We start from the raw sequence: 26,276 nt of genomic DNA on the forward strand, positions 1-26,276 counted from the left end.
TAATACTTTACTAATGTGCATTTCCGTTATATCATATTGGATATAACGGAATTAAATTAAAAGCGGGAGAGATGTTGTATGCCATCAGTAGAAAGCTTTGAATTAGATCATACGATTGTAAAGGCACCTTATGTAAGACATTGCGGAGTTCACAATGTAGGTAGTGACGGTATTGTAAATAAATTTGATATTCGTTTCTGTCAACCGAATAAACAAGCAATGAAACCAGATGTTATTCATACGTTAGAGCATTTATTAGCATTTAATTTACGTAAATATATTGATCGTTATCCGCATTTTGATATTATCGATATTTCACCGATGGGCTGCCAAACAGGATATTATCTTGTAGTGAGCGGAACGCCGACAGTTCGAGAAATCATTGATTTATTAGAACTAACATTAAAAGATGCGGTTCAAATTACAGAAATTCCGGCTGCAAATGAAACGCAATGTGGTCAAGCGAAGCTTCACGACTTAGAAGGAGCACAACGCTTAATGAACTTCTGGTTAAGCCAAGATAAAGATGAACTTGAGAAAGTTTTTGGATAAAAAGAAAAACTGCCTGTGAAAGGGCAGTTTTTTTATTGTGCTAAGAGCGACCATACTCTTCTTTTGTATGAAAATATATTAGATACTCCAACATATAAAATAAAGGCAGAACAGAGAAAATAAACAAATGCTTTCGCTTTTTGCTGCTGCTTTATTTCATCGATTCCCAAAAGGGTGAACACGTAAGGTAAAAGAATAGTGAAGTTTGCAAAGAAGCTAAATAGGGCGAGAGAAAGAGCGATAGTGGCGATTATAATTCGAATGTTTTTTAACATGGAATCCCCCTTAGTAGAAAGACATAGTTACTGAGAGAAAATAATTATAAATGCTAAATTGGTCAAAATTTCATTCTACATGTAGTGAAAGTAGTTCGATATTAAGAAGAAGAATATAAGACCAGAAACGAAAAAATACGGGATACTCATTGATTTTCGTCCGGATTTTAATTCATTAATTCCTAGAAGAATAAAGGAACAACTGAGAATAAATTGTAAGTATGGAAGAAGTGAAAAATTATCGGTAACATGGACATAAGTGCTTAGAGTGAGTAAGAGAAGCATGAGAAATGCTAAAAAAATCCGTAATATAGTTAGAGTTAGCATTGTATAGCCTCCTTTAGACCATTTACTAGAATATTTCTGTGAAACCAATAAATAAAGCAGCGGCCCCTGCTAGTAGAGCGAGCAGACTACCTCCTGTTTGTCGTTTTAATATTTCCTCTAAACTTATGGTGAGGGCCATACCTCCTAAAAAGATGAACATATAAGGCATTATTTCTCTACTACCAGTAAAAAATCCATAAATTGCTATAGAGAAAGCGATAAGTAATACAGTAATCCGGATTCCTTTTAGCATGTATGTACCTTCTTTTATTTTATATAGCTAATGATGAGAACAATCCAAATGAAGGCACCGGCAATAATACAAATAAGTCCAGTTGAGGACTCCTTTTTCTTTATTTGTTCAAATGCGATGAGAAACATTAAAGCTCCTAATAGAAATTGTGAAAGAGGTAAAAAATTATTTTGACCTGTATATAATCCAATTGCCGACATAACGATCACAGTGAGTGCGATTGTGATGCGGAGTATACGAAGCATATTATAAATCCTCCTTATTCTTTTTTGTATAAGGATTATCTTCTAGTTTATCGACCGAATGTTTATAAGCATAGCCTTTATTAATTGTCATGATGGAGAGTACGAGGATAATTAGGACGATGATAATACCGATAATTAATATTTTAAACATAAAACCCCTCCTTTTCTTTATTTTACATAATTTTGTAATTGATGAAAACAATAGAAATTAAAAGGATGAAAGAAGGGTGTTACATGGAGACGAAAAAAACATATTATATATCAATAGGAAACGGTCAAATTTCACAAGTGAAGACGGCGGATACGTATAATTTTGAGATTTCCGCAAATGATGAGGAAATTACGGAATTAAGAGAGCACTTCGATCAAGCATATGTAGAAGATTTAGGTTCATTTGTACGCTCCCACGTTCCATTTGTTGAGTATCATCACGATTCAAATAATGACCGATATGATGAACAACTACAAAAAGCATATAAAATGATTTACGATTTAGGAAATCACGAGACGAAAGAATTAGTCGCGCAAATGGGAATAATCAATGGATTGTAATTGGATAATATTATGCAGAAAAGCGAGAATATGCTACAATTTGTGGTAGGAAAAACTTGTAACCATCAATAGGGGAGTAATGGCATGTACAAATTTAAAGATTATTACCACAACACTGTACAATTATCGTTTGAACGTTATCCATTTTCTCCTGAGCCAAAGCATGTTTGGGTTGTATGCCGGTACGGGGATCAATGGTTATTAACGCATCATTTACGTCGCGGTCTTGAATTTCCAGGTGGTAAAGTAGAACTAGGGGAAACACCGGAAGAAGCGGCAGTTCGAGAGGTTCATGAAGAAACCGGCGGCATAGTTTCTGATTTAACTTACTTAGGACAATACAAAGTATCTGGAAAAGACAAAATAATCATTAAAAACATTTATTTTGCAACAATTAGTGCGGTAGAAGAACATACGCATTACGAAGAAACGAAAGGGTCTGTTTTATTAAAAGACATTCCTGACAACATTAAAACGAATAGAAAATTTAGCTTTATAATGCGCGATGACGTATTAGCGCGTACGATGAAACATATAGAAGAAATCGGCTGTTTTACGAAGTAAAGTAGCCGGTTTCTTTTTTTTTACTAAAATTTTAAGTAATATGAATTTAATTTTTTTTGTATATTGAAAAATATAATTGATTCTAGTCTCTATTTTAGTAATAATTGAAGAAGTATTGGAGAAATTTTGATGATAAATTATAAAAATAAAAGGTGATAATAATGCAATTCCCACTAGAACTTAAAATTGAAATACCAGGTTTTTTTAATTCAGCTTCCAATCCCATCACTATAAATGAAGGATTGACCATTTTGTTGGGACCAAATGGTGGAGGAAAAACACAATTTTTGAGAGAATTAAAAAGGCAATTTATTAAATTAGAAACAAATAAAAAGGTGCGTTTACTATCGGCAGGGAGATTATTTTCACTAGAAAATTATAGATCTGATTTGGATGGTAGACATAATGGTGTTCCTAATTATGAGGGGGCTAGTTTTGGTTCTAAAGATATGAGAAGGCACCGTCATACTTCGGAAAGTTTATTAGGAGATTTCCATACATTAAGTTTAAGAACGGATTTAATGGTTAAGGTTAGAGAGAGGTTAATATCGCTATTTAAGAGAGATATTAAATTTCATTGGGATTCAGGAAATTTAAAAGTAGAGTTTATAGCTTATGGTGAAGAGAAAATATCATATGCATCAGCTAAAGAGGCTAGTGGCTTATTACATTTAGTAACTATATTAGCTGCGTTATATGATGATGAGGTTGGTGTGTTGTTAATTGATGAACCGGAATTATCCTTACACCCACAGTATCAAGCATTTTTATTAAGAGAGATAAAAAATATGGCTGGTGATCCTAGTGAAAAGAATAAAAAATTAGTCATAATATCTACGCATTCATCTAAATTGATAGATATTCATAATATCGAAAAAATACATAATATTATCTTCTTTAAAAATACAGAAACGCCACCACTACAAATATCTCGAGATAGACCTGAACTAAAAAAACAAAAAATCATTGAATTAATTTCTAGAATAGGTCAGGCGCATAAGGAAGCGTTTTTCTCATCTAAACCTATTTTAGTAGAAGGTCATAGTGATATGATTATATGTAATTTTTTAAATGGTCAGCTAGGTTATAATATAGAAACATCAGGTGGTTATATTATACCTATTATTGGTAAAGGGGAAATTCCTGCCGTAGTAAAATTAATGAGCTTAATGGGAAAAAAACCTGTAGTTTTAGCAGATTTAGATTTATTAGCTGACGGAATAAGTTTCATTTCTGTATTTTCTGAAAATGAAGAAATTAAGAAATTGATGGAAGAAAAAGGACATAATAATTTACATAAAATTGCGAGAGATGTGTACAATGATTTTAAAAAGTTTGTTATTGAGAATTGGGAAGATCTATCTAAGTATGCCATGCAACATAATTATTGGAAAGAAGGTTTACAAGGAGAAGAATTATTAAAAGTCAAACTTAGATCTAGTATGGCGATTATATTAAATTTGGATACAGCAGATATAGAAACATTTAAGGATGAGAGAAAGTTTCATAGTATTAGAAGACGGTTGAATTTCTTATTAGATAGTTTGGAAAAATCAGGATGTTTTATTTTAAGAAAAGGAACAATTGAAGAGTATTATCAAGAAAAAAGTTTGATTTCTTCGGGGAAGCCACTAGCAGCAACGAAGGAGATTGAATTTTTAATTCAACAAAAGGATGATATGTTTATAAAAGAGAATTATCCGGAGGTAATAAGACTATTTGACTTTGTCACAGACAACTTAGAAATAGATGAAACAAAAATTATTATAGATTTTTTACTGGCAGTAGTGACACCTATATTAAATAAAATAAATAAGAACATTGATAGCCTTGAAGTAGATACAATTTCTTCACACCTATTTAATGATTGTAATTCGCTATTTGATATTTCTATATTAGAAACTAAAGGGAATAAATCATTAAAAGTGGAATTAAAATCAGAAATTATGGATATTGAAGGTTTTCCAATTATTTTTCCAAAAGGATGTAATCCATTTGAGGTTATAAATCAGAACATAAAGAGGAAAAGATAATGCTATCTTTTCCTCTTTATGCTTTAACTGTATTGATATGGACTTGTTGTAATGGGAATCAATAAATCTAAATTAGAAGAATTTATTTCGTTATTAAATAAACCTGCTAATTTTGAACCTGCTCCTTGTGCTAATTGAACTTCTATAGATTGGCCATTCATAGTAACCTCGTTAGAAACCAGACAACAATTTAAATAGTCGCTCATTCCATCACTTACTATATCTTTTATAATTAAATGGGGAGTAGAACAATTAGATGTGTTCTGATAAAAATAATCAATAAATTGTATAGATGAAATAAGTTGGGTTTGTACCAATTTTTCAAAAAGACTTCTTTGAGAATCTAAGATATCATCCATCTGCTTTATATTTTGATTATTGATAACACCATTTATTTTTGTCGATAATGAATTATTACTAAATTTCCGTAAGGAATAAATGGAATATTCTAAGGAATCTTTAATTTGATGGATATTATTTGCTAAATAGACAATGGTTTTTGATTTATCAGGTTCGATTATGTAAAAATAATCATATTTTGAAATAGAATAATTTACATTAGTCAAACACCAAGAAGGTAAGTATTTTATAGAAATTAAACTTAAATGATCAACTACCCATTGTTGATAAACTTCTAAACTAGTAATATTATTTGGATGTTTTACAGTCGACATATCAATTTCTATACTAATATCGAAATTAGGTGTTATTTTTATTAGATTTTTAAATTTATTTTGTATGGCCTCTCTAGCTAATTTATATATAGGATGTTTTTTTTCTACTGAAATTGGCATTAAAGAGAGATATAGATGATATAATTTTTTAGACATTCCTATTTTAAGGTTAGCTTTTTTTATATCATCAAGCATTTGATCTAATTGTTTATAGAATGTATTGAATTGTACTAATTCATCTGCTCCAGATATATTAGTATTTAAAGTGAAGGAAAGACAAGTTGGATCTATTAAAATATATTTCATATGTTTTAATCCTTATTCAAATAACTCACGTTCAAATGCAGCCGTGAGTATTTCATTTAATTGTTTTTCCGTTTCATCAAAAAATCCATCAGGAAATGAGTCAATAGATCCATACTCATCTATTTGTATTTTCGTAATCTCTGATTGTTTAGATTCATTATTACGTTTAACAAATAAAATAGAAATCTCTTCATCATATTTAAAATAACCTTTAGCAATATGGTATCTCATTCTATTAATTAGATGTTCACTATGTGTTTCAGCAATGACTTGTTTTTTTAATAATGTGAGAGCAACAAAAAAATCTCCTAATCTGCTTTGTACATAAGGGTGTAAGTGCAACTCTGGCTGTTCAAGTATTAAAATAGATTCATTCATTGGGGCCGATAGGCCAAGCACTACTATTGGCAGAATTTGGCTTACTCCAACTCCTACATTTGTTAAGGTAGAATCTTTCTCTCCAGTAATATTTGCTTGAATAGATAGCCCTAAATTACCTATATTCTCCACCTTTATATTTTCTGCAATACCTAAATATTTCATCCATTTTTGTACAGCAACCCCTAATTTGCATTTTTGTATAGTTTGTTTATTTGGATTGAAATTGGAACCATCAGTTGGTGGTAATATGGTGTTAATTTCCTTTTTTGAATAATGTTTGAGTACAAAAGCAACATTTTCACCTTTTTGTCCAACATACATTGGATCAGATGCACCAAATCTAGTATAAAAGGCTTTAGGCTCTTCACGAAGAGGTCCTAAATAATAGATTTTCTTAAAAAGATTTTTAAGAGCAAAATTATAATCGTCAAGGTCTATATATTCAAGGATTTTTGAGCTCCGTAAAGGACTACTTTTTAATCTCTTTTTTTGCTTTTTAGCAACATTTAAGTTATCTAATACTTTATCTAGTTTTAGGTTTATTTCATGATAAGAGTTTTCATCTAAACGTGGGATATAAAAATCGATTATGTTTCTAAATTGCATATGTAAAGGATTATCTCTAATTGTCTCTATAAAAATCTCCTCAATCTTGCTTTCTATTAATTGATATTGCTCTTGATCTATAGATTCGATTGAATCTTGGAAGCTTTTTCTATGGGAAATAAGTTTTCTTGCAAGATAGGTCAAATATCTATTTATATTTTTGTGATGTGAAGGTAAGCTAATGTTATTTTTATTACAAATATAATTGAGAATGTCTAACATAAGCTCATTTTGTAACTTTAGTACTTCTTCATTTAAAGGGAACAATAAGGAATAGGGTAGAAATGTATTCATTAGAAACGCAACAGGCTTTTCTGATTGATAAATTAATCCTTTTGTTTTTTCAACTTCAAACAAAAAATCATCATTAGTTAAGAGTCTAGCGTCCAAATTAAATTTGTGAGCCAGATTACTAACTAAATCGTTATTATGCTTAAGGATAAGCTCGAACTTCTTTTCTTCAACACACCCAAATATTGAGCTCTTAGACAGCCTTGGTATATTTAGCGATAAATTTTCATCTATAGATAAAGAATTTACGTATTCAAGGTTGATACCTAAATGGTTTATTTCATCAAATAATATATAAGGTAAATTAAGAGTAGCGTTTTCATCGGAATTAATTGCTTTAGTATTGGAAAATTCAATATTAAACTGAATTTTCCCATTGTTGTGGGATGAATTATTTAAAATATCTTTGAAATCACCTAAGGTTACGTATGATCCATTTAGAATTAGTGAATCATCAATGTCAGGACTTTGTACTTCTAAGGTTTGTTTTAAAAGTAAAATTGATTGGATCAATGAGCTTTTTCCGATGCTATTTTGACCGGAAATTAATGTGATTGGTGTGAGATTTAGTTTAGTTGTGTCTGTAAAGCTTTTGAAATTTTTTAATTGTAATGAGTTAATCATAATTAATCTCCTCATAGTATAGTTTTTCTCATTATAACATGAGAGGGTTTCTACTAATAACCTTTTATAGAATACGAGTAGATTTAGTATTGATATGAAAATTGAATAACATATAATTTTTAGTTGGTATATATGTATCGGAAATAATTGATTCACTATTTATGGATGAATGTTTTTTTGGAAAAATAAAAAATACTTAAAAAGAACATTGTATATGAAATTTTGGTTGGATTAGAGAATAAATTTTGATGATGAGGATATTTCTATAGGGTAAATAGGAAATTTATAAAACGAAAGCACCTCCAACAAATCATCTACGATACGTGAATGCTTAAAATTCCCCCAAAACGAATCTTTTTTCCAAACACCAAGAATCCCTACTTGTTCAGAACCAAGCACATCGTTTTCTGGATGATCTCCAACATAAAGACATTCTTCTGCCTTCACATCTAGTCTTTGCAAAGCACGTTCGAAAATTTCAGGATGAGGTTTTTTAATTCCTTCAGCTTCTGAAACGAGAATGGTGTTTGTATACGTATGTATATGTAGTGCTCGAAGGTTGCTCATCTGAAATTCAGTAAAACCATTTGTAATAATACCAATTTTAATGTTTCGCTGTTTTAACTGTTGAAGTAGTTCATGCGTGTTTTTGAAAGGAATACAATGATGTTGGAAGTTTGTAATATAGTCGTGTAGTAGTTGTTCTTGCGTTAAAGTAGTAATGTTGTATTCGGAAAGGAGAGTAGCATATACTTTATCCTTCCACGTATAGCCATTATTATCGAGTTCAAGAAATCGAGAACAATACTCTGTTTTCTCTACGCTCTTCAAATGTGAGGCGAAGCGATTATATTGCTCACAAATAAATTGTTCTAAAGATTGGCGCCGATCTAATAGTGTTCCATCTAAGTCGAATAAGATTGCACGAATCATGGGAAGCCTCCTTGCAGTTTTTATAATTAATTATCGCATATTCGTAAAAAAATGATTATGATATTTTGTAGAATGGAATAATGGGGGATTGTATGAAGAAACTGTATGGCAAGTTAGTGTGTTGTATTATAGCAAGCAGTTTAGTTGCAGGATGCGATAGTGCTATCGAGGTTACGAAAGAAAAAGAAATTTGTAAAACAGAAGAAGAGTGCACGCAAATAGGAGATAAAACATTACAAAAAGTATATAAAAAGATAGAGGGACTTTCAGAACTTGAAAAAGTAGAAGATTATGACATAGAAGAGTATGAAAGTGTGAATATGAAAGAGGCGGAACAGAAAAAAGAAGAGGATGACAATTATTTCTTTTTAGCTTCTTATTATATCGATGGTGATGAAATTGTAGATCCTTATTTTGAGAAATTGGATCGTAAGAGATTGAATAAAGCTTTTACAGATGACGAAGTAGCAAAAGATGATTTGTTAAGCCACCGGCAAGATAGAGAGTATCATGAAACTTTATGGGACATGTATCGCACTCTCATTCCAGTGAAATATCGTGAGAATATAACAGGGTTTGATCTAATAACGGATGGTTATGATGGCGTTGTTGCTCATGTCATGCCAAGTATGGATGACCCGAGAGATTGGTTGCTTAGTTTAGACGTGCTCGATTCTGGGGTGAATATAGATGAAGTGATGAAAACATTAATTCATGAAACGGCTCACGTATTAACGATTGGGCATAAACAAGTACCAGTGGATAGGAAATATTTAGAGGCGTTTGATGAAGAGAAAGACATTTCATCATATCGAAATAAATGTAAAACGGTGTTCTTGAAAAATGGATGTGCGAGAAAAACTTCGTATATTAACCGATTTTATAATGAATTTTGGAAACCAATTGAGCAAGAGTGGACAGAAAAGAAAGTAGAAGAAAGTGAAGAGGCACAAATTAAATTTTATAAAGAAAAGCATGATGATTTTGTATCGCTGTATGGAACAACAAATGTAACGGAAGATATCGCAGATACATTTACAGCGTTCATTTTACAAGATTCAAAAAAGGTGAAAGAAGGGACAGAGTTAAAATATAAGAAAATTGCTTTCTTCTATCAGTTCCCTGAGCTTGTAAAAATGAGAGCGGAAGTGCTGTCGGGATTATATGATGTTTCGAAAACGATAGAACAACAAAGTGGAGACTAATGTGAGTTATGCGTTCGATATAGTTTCGTTAAAGTAAAGCGTGAAGAATTTTTAATTCTTTGCGTTTTTTCATGTTGATAAAATTGAAAATTCTGTATTTTCATTAAAAAGAAGAAGGAACTGGCGGTATAAAATAGAATTAGTATAAAAATGTCACAATTTAGACACAATTATAATGCGCGTGTTGTAGGGACTATAAGTTTACTCTCGAGGAGGTAATGAAACGTATGAAAACGATTCTTGCTGTTGCTGGTCTCATTTGGGTAATGTCTCACGGTTTTCCGATTTTTGAAGGGGAGCAAATTCGTAGTGCTTTGAATGAAAAGTTTAATGATTATCATGTGATAGATCGAAAAGATAATGTCGTTACAGTACGTGTGAAAGACTGTTTCCATACAGTTACGGTTGCGGATGGAAACATTACAAATGAAACGAAAATGTGTGATAAAAGGTAAAAGAAAGAAGCTGACTATAGCGCACTGTTTTGAGTCAGCTTCTTTTTCTTTTTCCAATTAGAATTTTTTCAAATGCCTCAACAAATACATACATAAGAGTTGCAAGAACACATGTGAGTAGTACGCTAAGTAAGACGAGTGTGAAGTTAAAGACTTGGAATCCGTAGCTAATTAAGTAGCCAAGTCCTTGTTTGGAAACGAGAAGTTCTCCGAAAATAACACCGACCCAGGATAAACCAACATTTACTTTTAACGTTGAGATAATTGCTGGAAAGGAGGCAGGGAGAACGACTTGCTTATAACATTGCCATTTATTTGCGCCAAATGTGTCCATCACTTTTATATAGTTAGAATCGACTTCTTGAAATGCACTGTAAATAACGAGAATGGTAATGATGATGGAAATGATTACTCCCATTGCGATAGAAGATGAAATGTTTGGACCGAAAATAACGATGATGATTGGACCGAGTGCAACTTTTGGCATTGCATTTAGGACGACGAGGTAAGGATCAAGTACGCGGGCTAGAAGTGGCATCCACCAAAGAAACGTGGCAATAATAGCACCGAGTACCGTTCCGAGAATGAAGCCTACTCCTGTTTCCAGCAATGTCGTCCATATGTGGACCCAAAGTGAACCGTCGATCCATTTCGTTAAGAAGAGATCCCAAATACTCGAAGGAGAACTAAAGAGTAAAGGATCGAGCCATTCTTTTTTGCTAGCTATTTCCCATAGTGCAAAGAAAAGAATAAGTAGTAAAAGCTGTAATGAGCGAGCAATCCAAGCACGCCTGCGTTCTTTCTTTCGAAATTGTTCATGTAGTTGTTTTATATTATCCAAGTCGTTCCAGCTCCTTCCATATATCTTGAAAGAGGGCTGGGAAATCGTAGTGATGGCGTGCTTCTAACGGTGATAAAGAACGGATACTTTCCGGGACGATAAAGGTTTTTGCGATTTTTCCAGGATTCGCTTGCAGTAAATAAATACGATCACTCATCGCAATCGCCTCTTCAATATCGTGAGTAACAAGTAGTGATGTTTTCTTATATTTATTTAGTAAGTTGAAAACGAGTTCTTCTAGTTTTAATTTCGTTTGATAATCGAGTGCGGAGAATGGTTCATCTAGTAATAAAATTTTCGGATCAGTTGCTAACGTTCGAACGAGAGCAGCACGTTGACGCATACCGCCGGATAGTTCACGAGGATATTGTCCTTCTACCCCATGTAGACCGACTTGTTTTAAAAGATTTAAAGTATGTTCTTTCATCTGTTCATCATAAATCTTTCGAATATGAAGTCCAAGCATAATATTTTCTTCAATTGTTTTCCACGGGAATAAGTAATCTTGCTGCAACATATATCCCATAGATGAAGTTTTCGTTGTAATTGGTTCACCATCTAAAAAGACGATACCATCAATTGGATCAAGTAGTCCAGCAATGATTGAGAGGAGCGTTGTTTTACCGCAACCACTTGGGCCGAGTATAGAAATAAATTCGCCTTCTTCCACTTGTAAGCTCATATCTTCGAGAATAAGTTTGGCATTCTCTTTTGCGAAAAAACAGTGAGAAACGTTACGTATTTGTAAAAAACTCATACACTTCGCCTCTATTTCTTAATAACGCTTTCGGCAATTTTTGTATTGACGAGCGCTTCATGTGGGACTTCTTTTTGTAATTCACCAGCATCTTTCATAATCGTTTGGAGCTGTTTCCATTCTTCCGCATCTAGTAGTGGATTTGTCGCATAAGAATGTTGTTTTTTATACCGTTCAATTACTTTTACTGTAATGTCTTTCGAAGTGTCTTTAAATAGCGGAGAAACAGCATCAGCAATCTCTTCTGGACTATGTGTATCAACCCATTGCTGTGCTTTATAGAGCGCACGTGTGAACTTTTCAGCAGCAGCTTTATCTTTCTTTAAGAAACTTTCTTTTGCCATGAACGTTGTATAAGGAACAGTACCAGATTCATTTCCGAATGAAGCGACGATATAACCTTTACCTTCTTTTTCGAATATGCTTGCAGTCGGTTCAAAGAGCTGCACAAACTCTCCTGTACCAGATGCAAAGGCATTTGCAATATTAGCAAATTCGATATTTTGAATTAAGTTCGTATCTTTCCGAGGATCAATTCCATTTTTCTTTAAAACGTATTCCCCAACCATTTGCGGCATGCCGCCTTTACGCTGTCCTAAAAATGTAACACCTTTTACGTCATTCCAATTAAAAGAGTCTAGTTTTTTACGTGAAACTAAAAATGTCCCATCTGTTTGTGTAAGCTGTGCAAAATTAATGACAGGGTCTTTCGCTCCTTGTTGATGAACGTAAATAGACGTTTCAGAACCGACGAGAGCAATATCAATTCCGCCAGATAATAGGGCGGTCATCGTTTTATCGCCACCAGCTGTTGTTTGTAGGTCAATATTTAGTCCTTCATCTTTAAAAAATCCTTTTTCAATCCCGACATATAATGGGGCATAGAAGAGAGAATGGGTAACTTCGCCAACGCGAATGTTTTGAGTTTGTTCTTTCGTACTTTCTTTTTTACTACTACAAGCAGCAAAAGTAAAAACAGCTAGTAACATGATGCAAAAAATCGCGATTAATTTTTTCACTATATAACACCTCCTAGAAGTCACTCTACAAGCATGATATGTAGGTAAGTGCCCATATGTGAGTGTAGATAGCAGGAATTTTTTGGGTGGTAAAGAAGTACAAATATAAGGGGTGATAAAATGGAGTACGAATACGATGATAGCGTACATTTACATCTTGATTATTTCGGGACAGAATGTGATATGGAATCGATCGCTTATAAGAGGAAGAATGAAGACGTATGGGATGTGTATTTTAATTTTGGAGTATACGGTATTCAGAAAGACGATGTAGAGTTAGGTAGGTTTATGGACGAATATGCCGGTTATTACGTTTTTTCTGTACATGCTCGCGATCTTAGTTGGGAATTTGGAAGTGCCCAGTTTGAAGAGTGGGTTTTGAAAAATCAGATAGTAGAAAAAACGCTACAAAAATAGGAGGAATTTTGTGATTGGATTTCTCATCTTATTATTTATTTTTGTGGCCGTATTTTTTATTATGCAAATGCTTATTTACCGATTCGCAAAGAAAAACATCCATAAATATACAAAAATAAAATGGTTTCATATGTGGCTACATATGAATATGAAAAAAGGACCGAGATTAGATTTTTTTGATTTTGTAGTTATAGTGCTCGTATGTATCGTATGGAAAATATGGCTGCTTCCTTTTATATAATACACATACTAATCATTTTCTCTTTTATCATAAAATAACGAAAAGAACCTGTCTTGTGGCAGGTTCTTTTCGTTATAGTAATAGTTGTTAAAAACGTGCAACGCCTGTTTATTAATTCTTTCGTATTTTTATGTGAAATCTTTAATAGTATTAAGGATTTCCAAAACATAGTTATTATATCATAAAGTGGAATGCTGAAATTAAGTTTTTCAAGAATGAGTAATTTGTATACCACAATTTAACTGTTGATTAAGGGAATATTAAGACAATACATTTATGGTAGAAGCAAGTATGCAGACGAAATATGTAATATATGTTATTTTAATAGAAATAGTTCTTTCGATGCGGGGGAAATTAAGACATAGAAACGAGGGAATGAATTGAAGTATGGTTCTACACTTTTTCATCTTCCAAAAAGAAATATATTAATTTCTAGCATTATAAGTAGTATGGTGACTTTATTAGTAATAACTATGCTGTTTATGATTTTAAAGGTTTTTAATTTAGACATGATGAAAGATCATTTAAATCAAAAGCTTGTTTTAAGTGTTATGATGATTTTCATATGGGGCATAACGTTTTATATTACGCATTTCAATAAAAAAGAGATGCCTATACTTAGAGCATCCCTGCGAGTGCATTTTATATTACTTTTATTAGCTCATACAGTAGCGTTATTTTATATTGTCATGCAAGTTAATATGAGTTTCATAGAGGCAATGAATTGGATTTACTTTTATAATATGCAGTTTATATTAAGTTTTGTAGTAATTTATGCAATATATATTCTTGTATATAATTTAATAGGTAAGGTTTTTCTAAGTATGGTTTTAACGAGCTGTACGTTAATCATTTTATGTATTGTGAATTATTTGAAGCTTATTTTCAGAGGTGATCCGTTATATCCTTCTGATTTCACACAAATTACGCATATGCAATCTGTTATACCGATGGTGATGGACTATTTTAGTTGGAGTTATATTTTTGTCATTATCGTAAGTATCGTAGCTTGTATTGTAGCAGGGATATATATGAGAAGGTATATTCAAAATGTAAAGATTCATCTAGGAATAAGAGCCTTATTAGTAGTAGGATCTATTTTTGTTCTATATGCGTACGGTAATTTTGCGAATACATTTATGAATAAAGTATTTCAAAAATCAGGTGTAGATTTTGTTTTGTGGAATCAAAATGAGAACTACGCTTCAAATGGTTTTGTACTTGGGTTTATTAGCAATTTAGATACAACAGTTATGGAAAAACCAAAAAATTATTCTAAAGAAAATATGCTTCAAATAGCAAACGATATAAAAAAACAATATAGTGGAAATGTAGGGAATCAAAAGAAAAAAGAGAAACCGAATATTATTTTTGTAATGAGTGAATCGTTTTGGGATCCGACGAAAGTAACCAACCTTTCTTTTAGTGAAGATCCTGTACCAAATTTGCATCATTATATAGAAAACTTTCCTGGGGGACAAACTATTTCTCCTACATTTGGGGGAAATACAGCGAACGTTGAATTTGAGGCATTAACAAGTTATTCAATGAGTTTGTTAAAGCCAGGTTCTATACCATATCAGCAGGTTATTACAAATAAGAAAGAAGTTCCATCAATCCCTACGGCGTTGAAAAAAGAAGGTTATTATACAAGTGCAATTCATTCATTTGGTCGCACATTCTTTAAACGTGACGATGTATATAAGGTGTTAGGATTTGATAAGTTTAATGCAGAGGACACGATGGAAAATGTGGATATTGATGGAGATTATATTAGTGATTTAGCGATGAGTAAAGAGATAATTGCTGAGTTAGAGGAACAAAAACAGCCAACATTTATTCATGCAGTTACGATGCAAAATCATTTTCCATTTACAGAAGGCCGATTTGGTGAAAACCTAATAGAAATTAGCGGTCTAGAAAATGAAGAATCAAAAGGAGAATTAGAGACGTATACAGAAGGATTAAGACGTTCAGATGAGGCACTTCAATATTTAATAGAGCAACTAGATAATTTAGATAGACCTACATTATTAGTATTCTTTGGAGATCATCTTCCATCATTAGGAACAAATAAATCTTTTTATAAAGAAAACGGGTATATAACGAATGAAAAAACACCGAGCGAACGTTTAGCGATGGCGCAAACTCCGTTATTAATGTATGCAAACTTTGATATGCCAAATGATAATTTAGGTTTAGTAAGCCCAATTCATTTTTCTAATCTTATTTTTGATTATGCAGGATTAAATAAATCCTTATTTTATCAATTTTTATCGGAACTTTACAAGGAAATACCAGTGCTTAGAGATGAATTAAAAGTTGATAAAAATGGAGAAGTAATCAATGATTTAACAAAGAAACAAAAAGAAATGTTAGAGCAATATAAAATGCTCCAATATGATTTACTCGTTGGAAATCAATATAGTACAGATATCCTCTTTAAATAAAAGAAACAAAAAGAACTTGTATAACGATACAAGTTCTTTTTTCATAGTATTTAACGGGGTAACCAGACAAGCTGGGTTTAGGGAGTATTACTTGTACATTTAGTATATATGAAAATGTAATCGTTTTATTTGTGTATTTGTGAGAAATGTGTGAATTTTATGTTTTATAAAAAACGATTATGTTAACTTTCATTCTTATATTGCAGTTGTTATGTTTGTAAAAATTTTATCAGTTCTTTATTTAATTCATCCGCTTGATCGATTGGTGAACCATGACCACTATTTGTAAGAGCATGTAACTGAGAATTTTTAATTCGTTGTTGCGTAAGCTCAGCACTTTTGTAAGGAATTAGTTGGTCGTGAACGCCGTGGAAGATTTTTGTTGGGACGTTAATTTTATTTAAATCTTTCGTTACATCTTCATTTGCAGCTGCTTGTAAAATTTTGATAAGGGCATAAGAAGCGGATTGCATACCGAGATAAGAAAACCATTCAAGGGTTGCAGCCCCTAAGTTTCTATTGAAAAAAGATAAAGATACGTCATTTAAAAATTTTGGTAAATTAGCATACATTTGATTAATGAGAGCATTTGCTTGTTCTTTCGGTACACCGTAAGGGGACTCTTGATTTTTAACGAAAGAGGGGGAGACAGCGTCAATTAATGCGAGCTTAGAAATGCGGCGCCCATGATAGCGAGACATATAGCGAATAGAAAGAGCACCACCAACTGAGAAACCGACTAATGTAGCGTTCTCTACTTGGAGTGCTTCTAGAACAATTGCGATATCATCGGCTAATCGATCATACGTGTAACCAGTCCATGGCTTATCAGATTGCCCATTCCCTCGTATATCCATGGCGATACAACGAAAGCCATGCTCTGGTAAAACATTGATTTGATATTGATACATTTGATGATTTAAAGGCCATCCGTGAACGAAGAAAACAGTCTTACTACCTGGACCAGGGTTAACGTCTTGCACAAAAATATGCACATCTTTCTCGACAGTAACAAACATAAAACTCCCCCTGTTCTATCAATAGGCTCCATTCTAAAAGCTTTGTTTTACTTTTTAGGCCGTCTATATAAAACATCCTCCATAATATACGTATTAATGATCATAGATTTTATGCTCTGTATATAGTCTAAATATATTGCGTTTTTGGTACGATTTTCCTCAAATGTTCGATTTATCTTTGTTTGTCTATGAAAATCATTTATTATAATAAATGGTATTCTTCGAGATATTATTTTGAAGGGGTGTTGAAGTGAAAGAAAGTTTTCTATCATATAAAGAAGAAGAAAGGAATGCAAAAATCCTTTTATGGGTGTTATATGTCATTGTTATTGTATATCAAATTTTCTATGCAATCGTATTAGAAGATAAATCAATAATGGATAAGGGATACAACATAATATGGCAAGTTATTTGCGGAGTAGCAATACTATGCGTGAATATATATTTACTGAAAAAAGAAAAGGCAAACCTTGTTAAATATGCATGGATATTTGCATACATAGGGATAGAAATCGCTAATATAATTTCGTATATTTTTTATAATAAGGCGGCGTTTGATGCGACAAATATAATAGAAATTATTCTCATTTTCTTTGTACCCATATTTTTAAATAAAAAATTTTATGTGTTTTTGCTTTCCTCTATTGTAGGAAAATATTTAATTTATTTATTTGTATTAGAGGAAATAAAAGCATTTATGTTCCTTATTATGTGTACACTTATGTTAATAGCTGCATATATCATTTTAAATCGATTTTTACAATATCTTTCAGCCGTAAAGGAAAGTATTGCGATTGCTAGTGAATCACAAAAATTAGCAGTAATCGGAAAAATGGCAGCGACTGTTGGACATGAAATTAAAAATCCACTGGCTTCATTAAAAGGATTTACGCAATTACAACGAGAGAAGCATGAAGAGGATCCTATTTATAAACGTATGATTTTTGAAATAGAAAATATGAATAATATGATAAGTGAGTTGATGGAAGTTGCTACATGCAAACCTTCTATTTATAAGAAACATGATGTAGGAAAAATTGTATTACAAGTAATAACAAGTCTTCGCGGAAAAATGAATGAATTAAACGTGCAGTTTATTTCTAATGTGGAAGAAAAAACAATAGAAGTTGAATGTGATGAACGAAAAATAAGAGGAGTCTTTTTATATACGATAAAAAATGCTTTAGAGGCAATGGAACAAGGTGGCATATTACATTTACAATTAGAGAATAAAGGGAAAGAATATGTAATAATCAGCGTAATCGATAATGGTCATGGTATTAAGCAAGAAAACTTAACCCGTGTTACAGAAGCCTTTTATACAACGAAACAAGATAAAATTGGTCTGGGACTTACGGTAGCGAATCGAATTGTCGCCGAGCACTTTGGTGAGCTGCATATTTCAAGTGAAAGAGATACTGGAACGAGAATAGACATCATTCTCCCAAGGAAGTGTGGAAATACTGAAATCCAAGTGGAAGAAAAGCTAGGAGTTACCATATGAATAAAGGCTATATATTTAAAAATGAAGAAATAAAGGCATTGAAAGTATTTTTAAGTTTATTTTTTATTATATTTTTTGTGTATGATCTTGCCTATGAATTTATCGTACCTTTAATCGCGGGAGAGCAAGAAGGCGTAGGAAAGTTTGAAGATGGTTTAGGTTTATGGCTTTACCTTTTGACGGTAGTATTGTTTTGCATTGGAATATACTTTATGAAATGGAAGAATGTTTTTGTGGTAAAGTATATTATTCTAATTGGCTATAATGTATTAGATTGTATCCATAACATTATGATTTATTATGGTAGCGATGCGGAATTTGACGGTGGAAATATAGTAGAAGTATTTTTTATTTTGTTCGCACCAATCTTTGTGAACAAAAGATATTTCTGGTTAGTTCCAGCGATACTTGTCGGGAAGTACGCTCTTACAGGAATCATTATTCAATCTTCTCTCGTTTTAATCCCAATGGCATTATATAGTGTATTTACTATTATATGTTGGATTATATTTTTGAGGGTTCAGTCTTACGTTCGTACGCTTGAGATGATGGACAAAGAAATAAAACAGACAGAAAAACTAGCAGCTGTTGGAAAAATGGCAACGGTTATTGGTTATAAGATTAGAAGACCTTTAGCAAACTTAAAAAAACTTGTGAATAAACAAGCCGACAAGCATCCAGAGGATAAAATTTATAGTGATATTATGAAACAAGAAGTAGATCGGATTCATATAATTGCTACAGAACTTAGTGGATTTGAGAAATCTAAATCACTAGAATCAGAAACTCATAACATACAAGAAATTATCTCTTATGTTATTCGAGTTATGGAAAAGCCTGCTTTAAAACAAGGAGTCCACATACAAGGTATTTACAGTAAAGACTTACCGTCCATTACATGTGATGAAAAACGATTAAAACAGGTCTTTTTTAATTTAATCAAAAATGCAATTGAAGCAATGTCAGTTGGGGGAACAATTACGATTAAAGTTACTGTAAAAGATGGAATCATCGTTCAAGTGAAAGATGAGGGATGTGGTATTCCGAAAGATAAAATTCCAAAGTTAAATGAAGCCTTTTATACAACGAAAGAAACAGGAACTGGTCTAGGTTTAGTAGTTACAGAAAAAATTATTAAAGACCACAATGGTAAAATGAGTTTTGAAAGTGAAGTTGGGGTTGGAACAACGGTTGAGGTTATGTTACCATTGCATTAAATAGAAAAAACATCACTTATTTGGAAGTAATGTTTTTGTGTTCTTCTTAGGTAGACGTTCTAAAAAAGAGGACGATAACGAAAAATAATATGTTGATAGTGTAAAAAGAAAATAATGGATGTTTTACTATGAAAAATATATAATGGCTTTGTCTGTTATTTGTTGTAGTTCATTTATATTTCTATTTGTTGACCCGAATCTCGGGTCTTTTTTTTATGAAATGAATTGCTATATGTCAGTGATTAGAAAAATAGAATATATATTCATGCTGTAATACTGGTAGCGCCAGTAAACTCGGTGCTACCAGTAGGTTCGTTTTCCGGCACAACGAAAGCATTTACGTTGGTACAGGTGGTGCTTTCACATTTCTCTATTTTTCTGTGATCGATTGTATTGTGTATATAAATTTAAAAAATGATAGCGTTAGAGCCACCATTTCTCCTGCGGAAGCAAAATAACATCCACATCAAAATTTTCTTTAAACCAATCATACATCAATGTCTCTTTCACTAAATATTCAGAGGCAGAGTGTGACACACCAATTAGAGACATATTCGTTTCTTTTACATAATCCATAATGAGCGAGTATTTATGTCGGCCGTAATCATTGTCGATATGGCAATGGATTTCTCCTGTAATATATGCTTCAGCACCTTTTTCTTCTGCTTCCTTCATTAAAGATACAACATCGCCACATCCAGCGATAATTGCGATTTTTTTGATGGAATCATGTCGTTTACCTTCGAAGTCTGTGTAAGGAATCTGGAAGAGTTGTTTTAGATGTTTTTGGAGTGCTTCTGTTGATGTTTCATCTATTTCACAAATAAGGCCAATTGGTTCTTGTTCTGGACCTCCATATGCAAAGTCGTCCACTACAGTAGCGTTTAATGCTTTTGCAATTGAAATACTCGTTCCATGCGTTTGATGAAAATCCATTGGTACATGACATGTATATATAGAAAGTTGTTTTTCTTTTATTCCTTGCAAATATTTTTCAGGAATTGGTATGAAACCGCGACCTGATCTTCCAAGCGGATCACCACACTCCATTACAAGGGGATGGTGCATAAAGAGTAAATCACCAGGTGTGGATTGTGAAATGAATGTTTCAAGAACGTCATCTGTAGGGAATACAGCTAAAAATACTTTGTTTACATTTTCAGATCCGTGCATCATAAGGCCGTTAAATAAATCTACAAAATTTGCTTCGAAAAATTGTTGCCAAGGAAATTTGATAGGATCATATACGGCTGGGATAAATCGACTAAAGGCACTATCTTTTCCGTATTTTTCAATTTGGAATAAGTGATTGAGTGATTGCTCTATTTTTTTTAAGGCTGGCATGTTTGATAATCCTCCTTAAGATGATTTTTGCTTTATGAGTTGTTTGTATTCTTCGTAGTAAAATAAGAAGCGGATAGGTAACAAATAAAACCTAGAATCCAGCCGATAGAAGGAGAATAGGGAAGTACATGCTGTAACAGTATTCCGCTAGAAATGAAGAAACTACCCAATAGACCTAATAACATAGGATATCGTTGTAGTTTGAACACGGATAGTAAACCTCCTTTCTCCTGCATGAACTATTCATAAAAGCTCGATTGCTGAAACTTTATCACATACATTGTATATTAGTCTTAATTTTCTGTATATAACTTTTGAGAAAAATGGTGATACAATATATGAATGATAAGAGAAGAGAAGAGAGGATGAAGATTAACGTATGTACGTTACTGTAACAGAAGCAGCATATAAAAAGATTATGGATACGATTCCAAGTGAAGCGAAATATATAAAGTTATTTTACGATAATGAAGGTTGCGGTTGTGTTATGAGCGGAATTATCGATTTAGTAGCTGTAGCAGAGAAAGATGAGCGCGATGTGGATATTGAATCAAGCACAATGAACTTTATCGCTGATCGTACAAAGCTTGTATTTATGGATGATAAGTTAACGGTTGATTGGCATGAAGGTGGAGGAACTTTTCAGTTAAAGAGCCCAAGCCAGTTTTATAATCCAAATATGAAGTTACACGTTCGAATATAGTAAAGGAAAGGTGATTCCAAAATGTATTTTGGAATCGCCTTTTTTATTTTATAAGTCGCTATTATTGTCGATTTTTGTTGATAAGTCGATATATTGAAAAAATCGCTGATATAAATGGAGTTACGCTGATATATTTGGGAAATCGCCGATATAAATGGAGTTGCGCCGATATATTCAGAAAATCGCCGATATAATTTCATTTACCAAAACGTTTCAAAAGTAAAAAGATTTTTTCACATAATGAAATGTACATGCGATTGAATTTTCTGTATAATCTTCTTTGCGGAGGGGATACGCATGAGAAGATGGGGAATTGAGTTGTTAATTTTAAGTGTTGTTATTATTTGGGGGATTAACTATACAATTGCGAAGTATGGACTTTTAGAATTTACAGCAATTGAGTTTACTGCACTTCGCATGATGGCGGCGGCACCGCTTCTGTTACTCCTTACCTTTTTTATTGAAAAGTCGGTTTATATGGAGCGAAAGGATATACCTAGATTAATTATCGTTAGCATTGTAGGTATTGTACTGTATCAAACGTTATTTATGGAAACTGTCAAATATACATCTGCTACAAATGCCTCTTTACTCATTTCTATTTCACCTATTTTTACAACTGCATTTGCGATTTTCTTGAAACAAGAAAAGTTTTCTTCTCGAAAGTTAATCGGTTCTATGACTGCCTTTGTTGGTGCAGCATTAGTTTTAGTAGCAGGACATTCGCTTACTAGTTCTTTTTATGGCAATGGAATTGGACTGATTACATCAATATGCTGGGGGCTTTATCCTGTTTTAGCAGGACCATTAATTAAAAAATATTCAGCATTACGTGTTACAGCATGGTCTGCATTAGTGGGTGCGATTCCGCTATTATTGTTAAGTGGTCCACATGTGTTTGTCATGCCATTTCACATTACTCACGGAATGACACTATTTGCTTTACTATATTCTATTTTCTTTGTAACAGTATTTGGTCTAGTAATGTGGTATGTTGGTGTTCAAAAAATTGGGGCGTCACATACGATGGTATATATGTATATAACGCCGCTTGTAGCGGTTTTATTTGCAGCTGTCTGGGCAAATGAATATGTATCGTTTCAACAAATCATCGGTGGAATTATCATTTTTGTCGGTCTATGGTTTGTGAAATCGGAGAAAGTAAAAGTTCATTCTATTGCAGGGGAACCTATATCAAAATAGGAAAACAGATCACCTATGATCTGCTTTCCTATTTTTTTATTTTTGGTAAGAAGATGAGAAATAAGATAGCAGTAATAAGTGGAATTAAGTTTAAAAATGGAATACGGAAGAGTGTAATAAGAATAATACCTGGAAGAAGAACACCGAGGACAGCGTAAAAAATGCTATGGTTTTTCGTGTACCAATACAATGAAAGTCCAATAAGTGCAGGGATAATGAGGTGAATGAGAGCCATTAAAAAATAAATCATTAGACGCCCCCTTTATTTGTGTGCTTATTACATCATATCCGTATGTTCATAGATTGATATCATTTTTTTCATAAATGGACGAAAAAAGTTTGAAAAACCGTCACAAAATATGAGAATATGATGTTTGAAATCTTGTATAATATTATTTCCTAAAAACATTTAAACAACATAAACATACTGTTTATGTTGTTTTTAATTTGAGTGAAATGGATGTAAGGAATATGAATTTGAAAGAAATTTTTTGTTGGATAGATAAGAACGAATGAAGAGAGGTACAGCATGATTAGTATGTCACTAAGATCATTTAAAATCCAATCGTATTATATACTAGGTATTTTGTTACTCGGTTGGATGTTAACACCGTTTTCAGCACACTTTTTAGGCGCTGGAATTGGGCTTATTGTAAGTATGTATTGCGTTTGGCTTTTAGGGAGACGAATTGAGAAGCTTGGAGATAGTATTGTAAAGAAGACGAAAGCACCGACACTCGGTATGTTTAACCGTTTTGCAGCTGCCATTTTGGGTGCTATTATTATGTACGAAATTGAGCACCACATGGTTATGTGGGCATTTGCAGTAGGGATTATGGGCGGTTATTTCTTAATTGTTGTGAATTTAGGTTACTATAGCATGAAAGATGAGAAAGAACTAACAAAGAGCTAAAAAAGATAAAAGACTTTTTTTTAGATGGAATAGATGATCCAGCCACGGATAGAAGCGGTCAGGGCCTTTTTTAGCACCATACGATGTGAAACCCGAGAGATGTAGCGAGTAGGGATATAATGTATATTTATAATCAAGGTCACAGATGAAGAGATTAGCGTTTCACTTTATATAAGATATAGAAAGAAGCTTACGTTTTCACGTAAGCTTCTTTTTTATGTAAGTGTGTGTAATCGTTAAGCCGCATTGGGTTTTGTCGGTGAGTACGCGAAACTTTACGGTTACACGACACTTATTCATATGAGTAAAGGGTTATTTCAACAGAAAGTTTTAATTTAAGCGATTGGACCGCCTAAGTTAATAATGTCTTCAGATACGCTGTCGAACTTTTTGAAGTTAGCTTTGAATTCGTTTGCAAGTTCGATTGCTTTTGCTTTGTAAGCAGCTTTATCAGCCCAAGTTTGTTCAGGCATTAACACTTCGTCAGGTACACCTGGTACGTGAAGTGGAACTTCAAGACCGAAGATGTCATGTTTAGCTGTTTCAGTTTTCGCAAGTTCACCGTTTAATGCAGCTTGAATCATTGCACGAGTGTAACCTAAGTTCATACGTTTACCAACGCCGTATTCGCCACCAGTCCAGCCAGTGTTTACTAAGAATACTTTCGCATCGTGTTTCTCAATTTTTTCACCAAGCATTTCAGCATAGCGAGATGCATCAAGTGGTAAGAATGGTGAACCGAAGCAAGTTGAGAATGTTGCTTGCGGAGATGTAACACCGCGCTCTGTTCCTGCTAGTTTACTAGTATAACCACTTAAGAAATGATACATAGCTTGTTCTTTTGATAACTTACTGATTGGAGGCAAGACGCCAGATGCATCAGCAGTTAAGAAAATGATTGTATTTGGGTGTCCAGCAACACTTGGCAGTACGATATTGTCGATCGCATGCATAGGGTATGCAGCACGAGTATTTTCTGTTAAAGTAGTATCGTTATAGTCTGCGATACGCGTTTGGTCATTAATGATAACGTTTTCTAAAACAGATCCAAATGTGATTGCATCGAAAATTTGTGGTTCTTTCTCGTGAGAAAGGTTTACACATTTCGCGTAGCAACCGCCTTCAATATTGAATACACCGTTATCAGACCAACCGTGCTCATCATCACCAATTAATTTACGATTTGGATCAGCAGATAATGTTGTTTTACCTGTTCCAGATAAACCGAAGAATAATGCTACATCGCCTTCTTCACCTACGTTTGCAGAACAATGCATAGAAAGAATATCTTGTTCAGGTAATAAGAAGTTCATAATAGAGAAGATTGATTTTTTCATTTCTCCAGCGTATTCTGTACCACCAATTAATACGATGCGTTTTTCGAATGAAACCATAATGAATGCTTCAGAGTTTGTACCGTCAACAGCTGGATCAGCTTTGAAATTCGGTGCAGAAACAATTGTGAACTCTGATTCATGAGTCGTTAATTCTTCTTCAGTTGGACGAATGAATAATTGATGTACAAATAAATTGTGCCATGCATATTCGTTAATAACTTGAATTGGTAGGCGGTAATTGCGGTCAGCGCCTGCAAATCCTTTGAAGACGAATAACTCTTCTTTTTCTTTTAAGTATTCTAAAACTTTAGTATATAATTTATTAAAATGTTCTTCAGAAATCGGTTGGTTCACAGCTCCCCAAGCAATTTTGTCAGCAACCGATGCTTCTTTCACAATAAATTTATCTTTAGGAGAACGTCCTGTATATTTTCCTGTTGAAGCAGAAACGGCACCAGTAGAAGTTAATTTCCCTTCATTTCGCATTAATACTTTTTCCACTAATTGCGGAACACTTAGTTGAATCTGTGCATTGCTTCCGTTCAATAATTCGTGTAAACCAATTTGGACATTCACAGTACTCATATTTATATACCATCCTTTTCATTTAATGAAATATTTCTCGTAATCCCCAACAAGAGTATAACACAATTATATAAATAATGTATACTATTTATTTCTTTTTGTTTGTGTGAATGCATTATTTCCTTATTAATATTTCATTTCAGGCGTATTGAGAAAAACTTTCAGGAAAATGTGAATATTAATTGACAAATGAATATCATTTCTTTAGTATAGGTTGGGACGGATACTCTCTTATCCCGAGCTGGCGGAGGGACAGGCCCGATGAAGCCCAGCAACCTCACTTGTATTGATAAATGCAGGTGAATAGGTGCTAAAACCTGTGCGAGGCTACAGGTCTCGAACGATAAGAGCGAAGGGCAAAAAGCAGTATGCAAGTAGCAAATTAAACCTTTCCTCTATGTAAAGTAGGAAAGGTTTTTCTGTATGCTTGTGTGGGAGAATAAATGTATG

At 33.1% G+C, this 26,276-nt stretch carries 29 protein-coding genes and 1 riboswitch; of the genes, 14 read left to right on the forward strand and 15 right to left on the reverse strand.

The features are described 5' to 3' along the window. The first annotated feature begins 78 nt into the window (after positions 1 to 78). On the forward strand, positions 79 to 552 hold the full coding sequence (gene luxS, locus AU379_RS00500) for an S-ribosylhomocysteine lyase LuxS (RefSeq protein WP_001141371.1): 474 nt from the start codon (positions 79 to 81) through the stop codon (positions 550 to 552). Positions 553 to 584: 32 nt separating this feature from the next. On the opposite strand, the gene AU379_RS00505 is transcribed toward luxS, so the two are convergent. The 4 genes from AU379_RS00505 to ytzI all read right to left on the reverse strand — a co-directional run bounded on the left by AU379_RS00505 (position 585) and on the right by ytzI (position 1,803). Then, positions 585 to 827, reverse strand: a complete 243-nt coding sequence (locus AU379_RS00505; protein WP_061138891.1) for a DUF3953 domain-containing protein — start codon at positions 825 to 827, stop codon at positions 585 to 587. Positions 828 to 1,179: 352 nt separating this feature from the next. Next, on the reverse strand, positions 1,180 to 1,407 hold the full coding sequence (locus tag AU379_RS00510; RefSeq protein ID WP_061138892.1) for a DUF3953 domain-containing protein: 228 nt from the start codon (positions 1,405 to 1,407) through the stop codon (positions 1,180 to 1,182). A gap of 14 nt (positions 1,408 to 1,421) precedes the next feature. After that, the gene (locus AU379_RS00515) at positions 1,422 to 1,652 is read right to left on the reverse strand and encodes a DUF3953 domain-containing protein (protein WP_061138893.1); all 231 of its coding nucleotides are present in this window, start codon (positions 1,650 to 1,652) and stop codon (positions 1,422 to 1,424) included. Position 1,653: 1 nt separating this feature from the next. After that, positions 1,654 to 1,803, reverse strand: coding sequence for a YtzI protein (ytzI, locus tag AU379_RS00520; RefSeq protein ID WP_048568024.1), 150 nt, complete (start codon positions 1,801 to 1,803; stop codon positions 1,654 to 1,656). Between the two features lie 83 nt (positions 1,804 to 1,886). Between ytzI and AU379_RS00525 the strand changes: the two genes are divergently transcribed. The 3 genes from AU379_RS00525 (at position 1,887) to AU379_RS00535 (ending at position 4,801) form a co-directional block, all read left to right on the forward strand. After that, complete coding sequence (locus AU379_RS00525) at positions 1,887 to 2,204, forward strand: hypothetical protein (RefSeq protein ID WP_000448409.1); 318 nt, start codon at positions 1,887 to 1,889, stop codon at positions 2,202 to 2,204. An 84-nt stretch (positions 2,205 to 2,288) separates the two neighbouring features. Further along, entirely contained in the window at positions 2,289 to 2,768 is a 480-nt protein-coding gene (gene mutTA, locus AU379_RS00530) for an antimutator 8-oxo-(dGTP/GTP)ase (RefSeq protein ID WP_000276385.1), read from the forward strand. A 161-nt stretch (positions 2,769 to 2,929) separates the two neighbouring features. Next, positions 2,930 to 4,801: an AAA family ATPase gene (locus tag AU379_RS00535; RefSeq protein WP_061138894.1), complete on the forward strand. Its 1,872-nt coding sequence runs from the start codon at positions 2,930 to 2,932 to the stop codon at positions 4,799 to 4,801. 23 nt (positions 4,802 to 4,824) lie between these two features. Here the strand turns inward: AU379_RS00535 and AU379_RS00540 are convergent, their stop codons facing one another. The 3 genes from AU379_RS00540 to AU379_RS00550 all read right to left on the reverse strand — a co-directional run bounded on the left by AU379_RS00540 (position 4,825) and on the right by AU379_RS00550 (position 8,616). Beyond that, entirely contained in the window at positions 4,825 to 5,781 is a 957-nt protein-coding gene (locus AU379_RS00540) for a hypothetical protein (protein ID WP_061138895.1), read from the reverse strand. Positions 5,782 to 5,793: 12 nt separating this feature from the next. Continuing rightward, positions 5,794 to 7,683, reverse strand: coding sequence for a DUF3696 domain-containing protein (locus AU379_RS00545; protein WP_061138896.1), 1,890 nt, complete (start codon positions 7,681 to 7,683; stop codon positions 5,794 to 5,796). Positions 7,684 to 7,914: 231 nt separating this feature from the next. Next, on the reverse strand, positions 7,915 to 8,616 hold the full coding sequence (locus AU379_RS00550) for an HAD family hydrolase (protein ID WP_061138897.1): 702 nt from the start codon (positions 8,614 to 8,616) through the stop codon (positions 7,915 to 7,917). A 92-nt stretch (positions 8,617 to 8,708) separates the two neighbouring features. Between AU379_RS00550 and AU379_RS00555 the strand changes: the two genes are divergently transcribed. Both AU379_RS00555 and AU379_RS00560 read left to right on the forward strand, forming a co-directional pair. Beyond that, the gene (locus AU379_RS00555; protein WP_061138898.1) at positions 8,709 to 9,821 is read left to right on the forward strand and encodes a hypothetical protein; all 1,113 of its coding nucleotides are present in this window, start codon (positions 8,709 to 8,711) and stop codon (positions 9,819 to 9,821) included. A gap of 227 nt (positions 9,822 to 10,048) precedes the next feature. Then, positions 10,049 to 10,276 (forward strand): hypothetical protein, encoded by a 228-nt coding sequence (locus tag AU379_RS00560; RefSeq protein WP_000849112.1) that lies wholly within the window; start codon positions 10,049 to 10,051, stop codon positions 10,274 to 10,276. A gap of 34 nt (positions 10,277 to 10,310) precedes the next feature. Here the strand turns inward: AU379_RS00560 and AU379_RS00565 are convergent, their stop codons facing one another. From AU379_RS00565 to AU379_RS00575, 3 genes are read right to left on the reverse strand one after another with little or no spacing between them, the layout of a single operon-like run. After that, positions 10,311 to 11,117: an ABC transporter permease gene (locus tag AU379_RS00565; protein ID WP_048568022.1), complete on the reverse strand. Its 807-nt coding sequence runs from the start codon at positions 11,115 to 11,117 to the stop codon at positions 10,311 to 10,313. Continuing rightward, positions 11,110 to 11,874 (reverse strand): ABC transporter ATP-binding protein, encoded by a 765-nt coding sequence (locus tag AU379_RS00570; protein WP_000009025.1) that lies wholly within the window; start codon positions 11,872 to 11,874, stop codon positions 11,110 to 11,112. The genes AU379_RS00565 and AU379_RS00570 overlap by 8 nt, the downstream gene beginning before the upstream one ends. Before the next feature lie 11 nt (positions 11,875 to 11,885). Beyond that, on the reverse strand, positions 11,886 to 12,893 hold the full coding sequence (locus tag AU379_RS00575) for an ABC transporter substrate-binding protein (protein WP_000733151.1): 1,008 nt from the start codon (positions 12,891 to 12,893) through the stop codon (positions 11,886 to 11,888). A gap of 120 nt (positions 12,894 to 13,013) precedes the next feature. Here AU379_RS00575 and AU379_RS00580 point away from each other — a divergent pair, with 120 nt between their 5' ends. From AU379_RS00580 to AU379_RS00590, 3 genes are all read left to right on the forward strand, one after another. Continuing rightward, positions 13,014 to 13,310, forward strand: a complete 297-nt coding sequence (locus AU379_RS00580) for a DUF3986 family protein (protein WP_061138899.1) — start codon at positions 13,014 to 13,016, stop codon at positions 13,308 to 13,310. A gap of 10 nt (positions 13,311 to 13,320) precedes the next feature. Beyond that, a complete protein-coding gene (locus AU379_RS00585; RefSeq protein ID WP_061138900.1) occupies positions 13,321 to 13,551 on the forward strand; it encodes a hypothetical protein in 231 nt (76 codons plus the stop codon). Between the two features lie 380 nt (positions 13,552 to 13,931). Next, positions 13,932 to 16,001 carry an LTA synthase family protein gene (locus AU379_RS00590; protein WP_061138901.1) on the forward strand — a complete coding sequence of 690 codons (2,070 nt, stop codon included), beginning with the start codon at positions 13,932 to 13,934 and terminating at the stop codon, positions 15,999 to 16,001. Positions 16,002 to 16,210: 209 nt separating this feature from the next. Here AU379_RS00590 and AU379_RS00595 read toward each other — a convergent pair whose 3' ends face one another. Next, positions 16,211 to 17,020: an alpha/beta hydrolase gene (locus AU379_RS00595; protein WP_061138902.1), complete on the reverse strand. Its 810-nt coding sequence runs from the start codon at positions 17,018 to 17,020 to the stop codon at positions 16,211 to 16,213. Between the two features lie 250 nt (positions 17,021 to 17,270). Between AU379_RS00595 and AU379_RS00600 the strand changes: the two genes are divergently transcribed. Both AU379_RS00600 and AU379_RS00605 read left to right on the forward strand, forming a co-directional pair. Continuing rightward, positions 17,271 to 18,524 (forward strand): ATP-binding protein, encoded by a 1,254-nt coding sequence (locus AU379_RS00600; protein ID WP_061138903.1) that lies wholly within the window; start codon positions 17,271 to 17,273, stop codon positions 18,522 to 18,524. Continuing rightward, positions 18,521 to 19,741, forward strand: a complete 1,221-nt coding sequence (locus AU379_RS00605; RefSeq protein ID WP_001032638.1) for an ATP-binding protein — start codon at positions 18,521 to 18,523, stop codon at positions 19,739 to 19,741. Before AU379_RS00600 ends, AU379_RS00605 begins: the two co-directional genes overlap by 4 nt. 423 nt (positions 19,742 to 20,164) lie before the next feature. Here the strand turns inward: AU379_RS00605 and AU379_RS00610 are convergent, their stop codons facing one another. Next, positions 20,165 to 21,085 carry a Nif3-like dinuclear metal center hexameric protein gene (locus AU379_RS00610; protein WP_001111132.1) on the reverse strand — a complete coding sequence of 307 codons (921 nt, stop codon included), beginning with the start codon at positions 21,083 to 21,085 and terminating at the stop codon, positions 20,165 to 20,167. Between the two features lie 32 nt (positions 21,086 to 21,117). Further along, positions 21,118 to 21,294 carry a hypothetical protein gene (locus AU379_RS30425; protein ID WP_033685738.1) on the reverse strand — a complete coding sequence of 59 codons (177 nt, stop codon included), beginning with the start codon at positions 21,292 to 21,294 and terminating at the stop codon, positions 21,118 to 21,120. A gap of 170 nt (positions 21,295 to 21,464) precedes the next feature. Between AU379_RS30425 and AU379_RS00615 the strand changes: the two genes are divergently transcribed. Together AU379_RS00615 and AU379_RS00620 are read left to right on the forward strand one after the other, a co-directional pair. Continuing rightward, entirely contained in the window at positions 21,465 to 21,788 is a 324-nt protein-coding gene (locus tag AU379_RS00615; RefSeq protein ID WP_000289569.1) for an iron-sulfur cluster biosynthesis family protein, read from the forward strand. 297 nt (positions 21,789 to 22,085) lie between these two features. Continuing rightward, positions 22,086 to 22,991, forward strand: coding sequence for an EamA family transporter (locus AU379_RS00620; RefSeq protein WP_001255414.1), 906 nt, complete (start codon positions 22,086 to 22,088; stop codon positions 22,989 to 22,991). A gap of 28 nt (positions 22,992 to 23,019) precedes the next feature. Here AU379_RS00620 and AU379_RS00625 read toward each other — a convergent pair whose 3' ends face one another. Continuing rightward, positions 23,020 to 23,241 carry a hypothetical protein gene (locus tag AU379_RS00625; protein ID WP_000639042.1) on the reverse strand — a complete coding sequence of 74 codons (222 nt, stop codon included), beginning with the start codon at positions 23,239 to 23,241 and terminating at the stop codon, positions 23,020 to 23,022. A gap of 279 nt (positions 23,242 to 23,520) precedes the next feature. On the opposite strand from AU379_RS00625, the gene AU379_RS00630 reads away from it, so the two are divergent. Next, entirely contained in the window at positions 23,521 to 23,904 is a 384-nt protein-coding gene (locus tag AU379_RS00630; RefSeq protein ID WP_000624926.1) for an ATP synthase subunit I, read from the forward strand. 335 nt (positions 23,905 to 24,239) lie between these two features. Here the strand turns inward: AU379_RS00630 and pckA are convergent, their stop codons facing one another. After that, positions 24,240 to 25,826: a phosphoenolpyruvate carboxykinase (ATP) gene (gene pckA, locus AU379_RS00635; protein WP_000108802.1), complete on the reverse strand. Its 1,587-nt coding sequence runs from the start codon at positions 25,824 to 25,826 to the stop codon at positions 24,240 to 24,242. Between the two features lie 228 nt (positions 25,827 to 26,054). After that, positions 26,055 to 26,176, forward strand: a riboswitch (SAM riboswitch). Positions 26,177 to 26,276 lie beyond the last annotated feature (100 nt).

It is taken from the genome of Bacillus sp. JH7 (assembly GCF_001563515.1).
Lineage (GTDB): Bacteria > Bacillota > Bacilli > Bacillales > Bacillaceae_G > Bacillus_A > Bacillus_A cereus.

Excerpts from the sequence above, each read along its gene's own strand:
- AU379_RS00550 (WP_061138897.1), bottom strand. The coding sequence starts at position 8,616 with ATGATTCGTGCAATCTTATTCGACTTAGATGGAACACTATTAGATCGG.
- AU379_RS00605 (WP_001032638.1), top strand. The coding sequence starts at position 18,521 with ATGAATAAAGGCTATATATTTAAAAATGAAGAAATAAAGGCATTGAAA.
- AU379_RS00560 (WP_000849112.1), top strand. The coding sequence starts at position 10,049 with ATGAAAACGATTCTTGCTGTTGCTGGTCTCATTTGGGTAATGTCTCAC.
- AU379_RS00540 (WP_061138895.1), bottom strand. The coding sequence starts at position 5,781 with ATGAAATATATTTTAATAGATCCAACTTGTCTTTCCTTCACTTTAAAT.
- AU379_RS00535 (WP_061138894.1), top strand. The coding sequence starts at position 2,930 with ATGCAATTCCCACTAGAACTTAAAATTGAAATACCAGGTTTTTTTAAT.
- ytzI (WP_048568024.1), bottom strand. The coding sequence starts at position 1,803 with ATGTTTAAAATATTAATTATCGGTATTATCATCGTCCTAATTATCCTC.
- AU379_RS00545 (WP_061138896.1), bottom strand. The coding sequence starts at position 7,683 with ATGATTAACTCATTACAATTAAAAAATTTCAAAAGCTTTACAGACACA.
- luxS (WP_001141371.1), top strand. The coding sequence starts at position 79 with ATGCCATCAGTAGAAAGCTTTGAATTAGATCATACGATTGTAAAGGCA.
- mutTA (WP_000276385.1), top strand. The coding sequence starts at position 2,289 with ATGTACAAATTTAAAGATTATTACCACAACACTGTACAATTATCGTTT.
- AU379_RS00610 (WP_001111132.1), bottom strand. The coding sequence starts at position 21,085 with ATGCCAGCCTTAAAAAAAATAGAGCAATCACTCAATCACTTATTCCAA.
- AU379_RS00570 (WP_000009025.1), bottom strand. The coding sequence starts at position 11,874 with ATGAGTTTTTTACAAATACGTAACGTTTCTCACTGTTTTTTCGCAAAA.
- AU379_RS00525 (WP_000448409.1), top strand. The coding sequence starts at position 1,887 with ATGGAGACGAAAAAAACATATTATATATCAATAGGAAACGGTCAAATT.
- AU379_RS00580 (WP_061138899.1), top strand. The coding sequence starts at position 13,014 with ATGGAGTACGAATACGATGATAGCGTACATTTACATCTTGATTATTTC.
- pckA (WP_000108802.1), bottom strand. The coding sequence starts at position 25,826 with ATGAGTACTGTGAATGTCCAAATTGGTTTACACGAATTATTGAACGGA.
- AU379_RS00630 (WP_000624926.1), top strand. The coding sequence starts at position 23,521 with ATGATTAGTATGTCACTAAGATCATTTAAAATCCAATCGTATTATATA.
- AU379_RS00620 (WP_001255414.1), top strand. The coding sequence starts at position 22,086 with ATGAGAAGATGGGGAATTGAGTTGTTAATTTTAAGTGTTGTTATTATT.
- AU379_RS00625 (WP_000639042.1), bottom strand. The coding sequence starts at position 23,241 with ATGATTTATTTTTTAATGGCTCTCATTCACCTCATTATCCCTGCACTT.
- AU379_RS00515 (WP_061138893.1), bottom strand. The coding sequence starts at position 1,652 with ATGCTTCGTATACTCCGCATCACAATCGCACTCACTGTGATCGTTATG.
- AU379_RS00555 (WP_061138898.1), top strand. The coding sequence starts at position 8,709 with ATGAAGAAACTGTATGGCAAGTTAGTGTGTTGTATTATAGCAAGCAGT.
- AU379_RS00615 (WP_000289569.1), top strand. The coding sequence starts at position 21,465 with ATGTACGTTACTGTAACAGAAGCAGCATATAAAAAGATTATGGATACG.
- AU379_RS00595 (WP_061138902.1), bottom strand. The coding sequence starts at position 17,020 with ATGTTTGTTACTGTCGAGAAAGATGTGCATATTTTTGTGCAAGACGTT.
- AU379_RS00510 (WP_061138892.1), bottom strand. The coding sequence starts at position 1,407 with ATGCTAAAAGGAATCCGGATTACTGTATTACTTATCGCTTTCTCTATA.
- AU379_RS00505 (WP_061138891.1), bottom strand. The coding sequence starts at position 827 with ATGTTAAAAAACATTCGAATTATAATCGCCACTATCGCTCTTTCTCTC.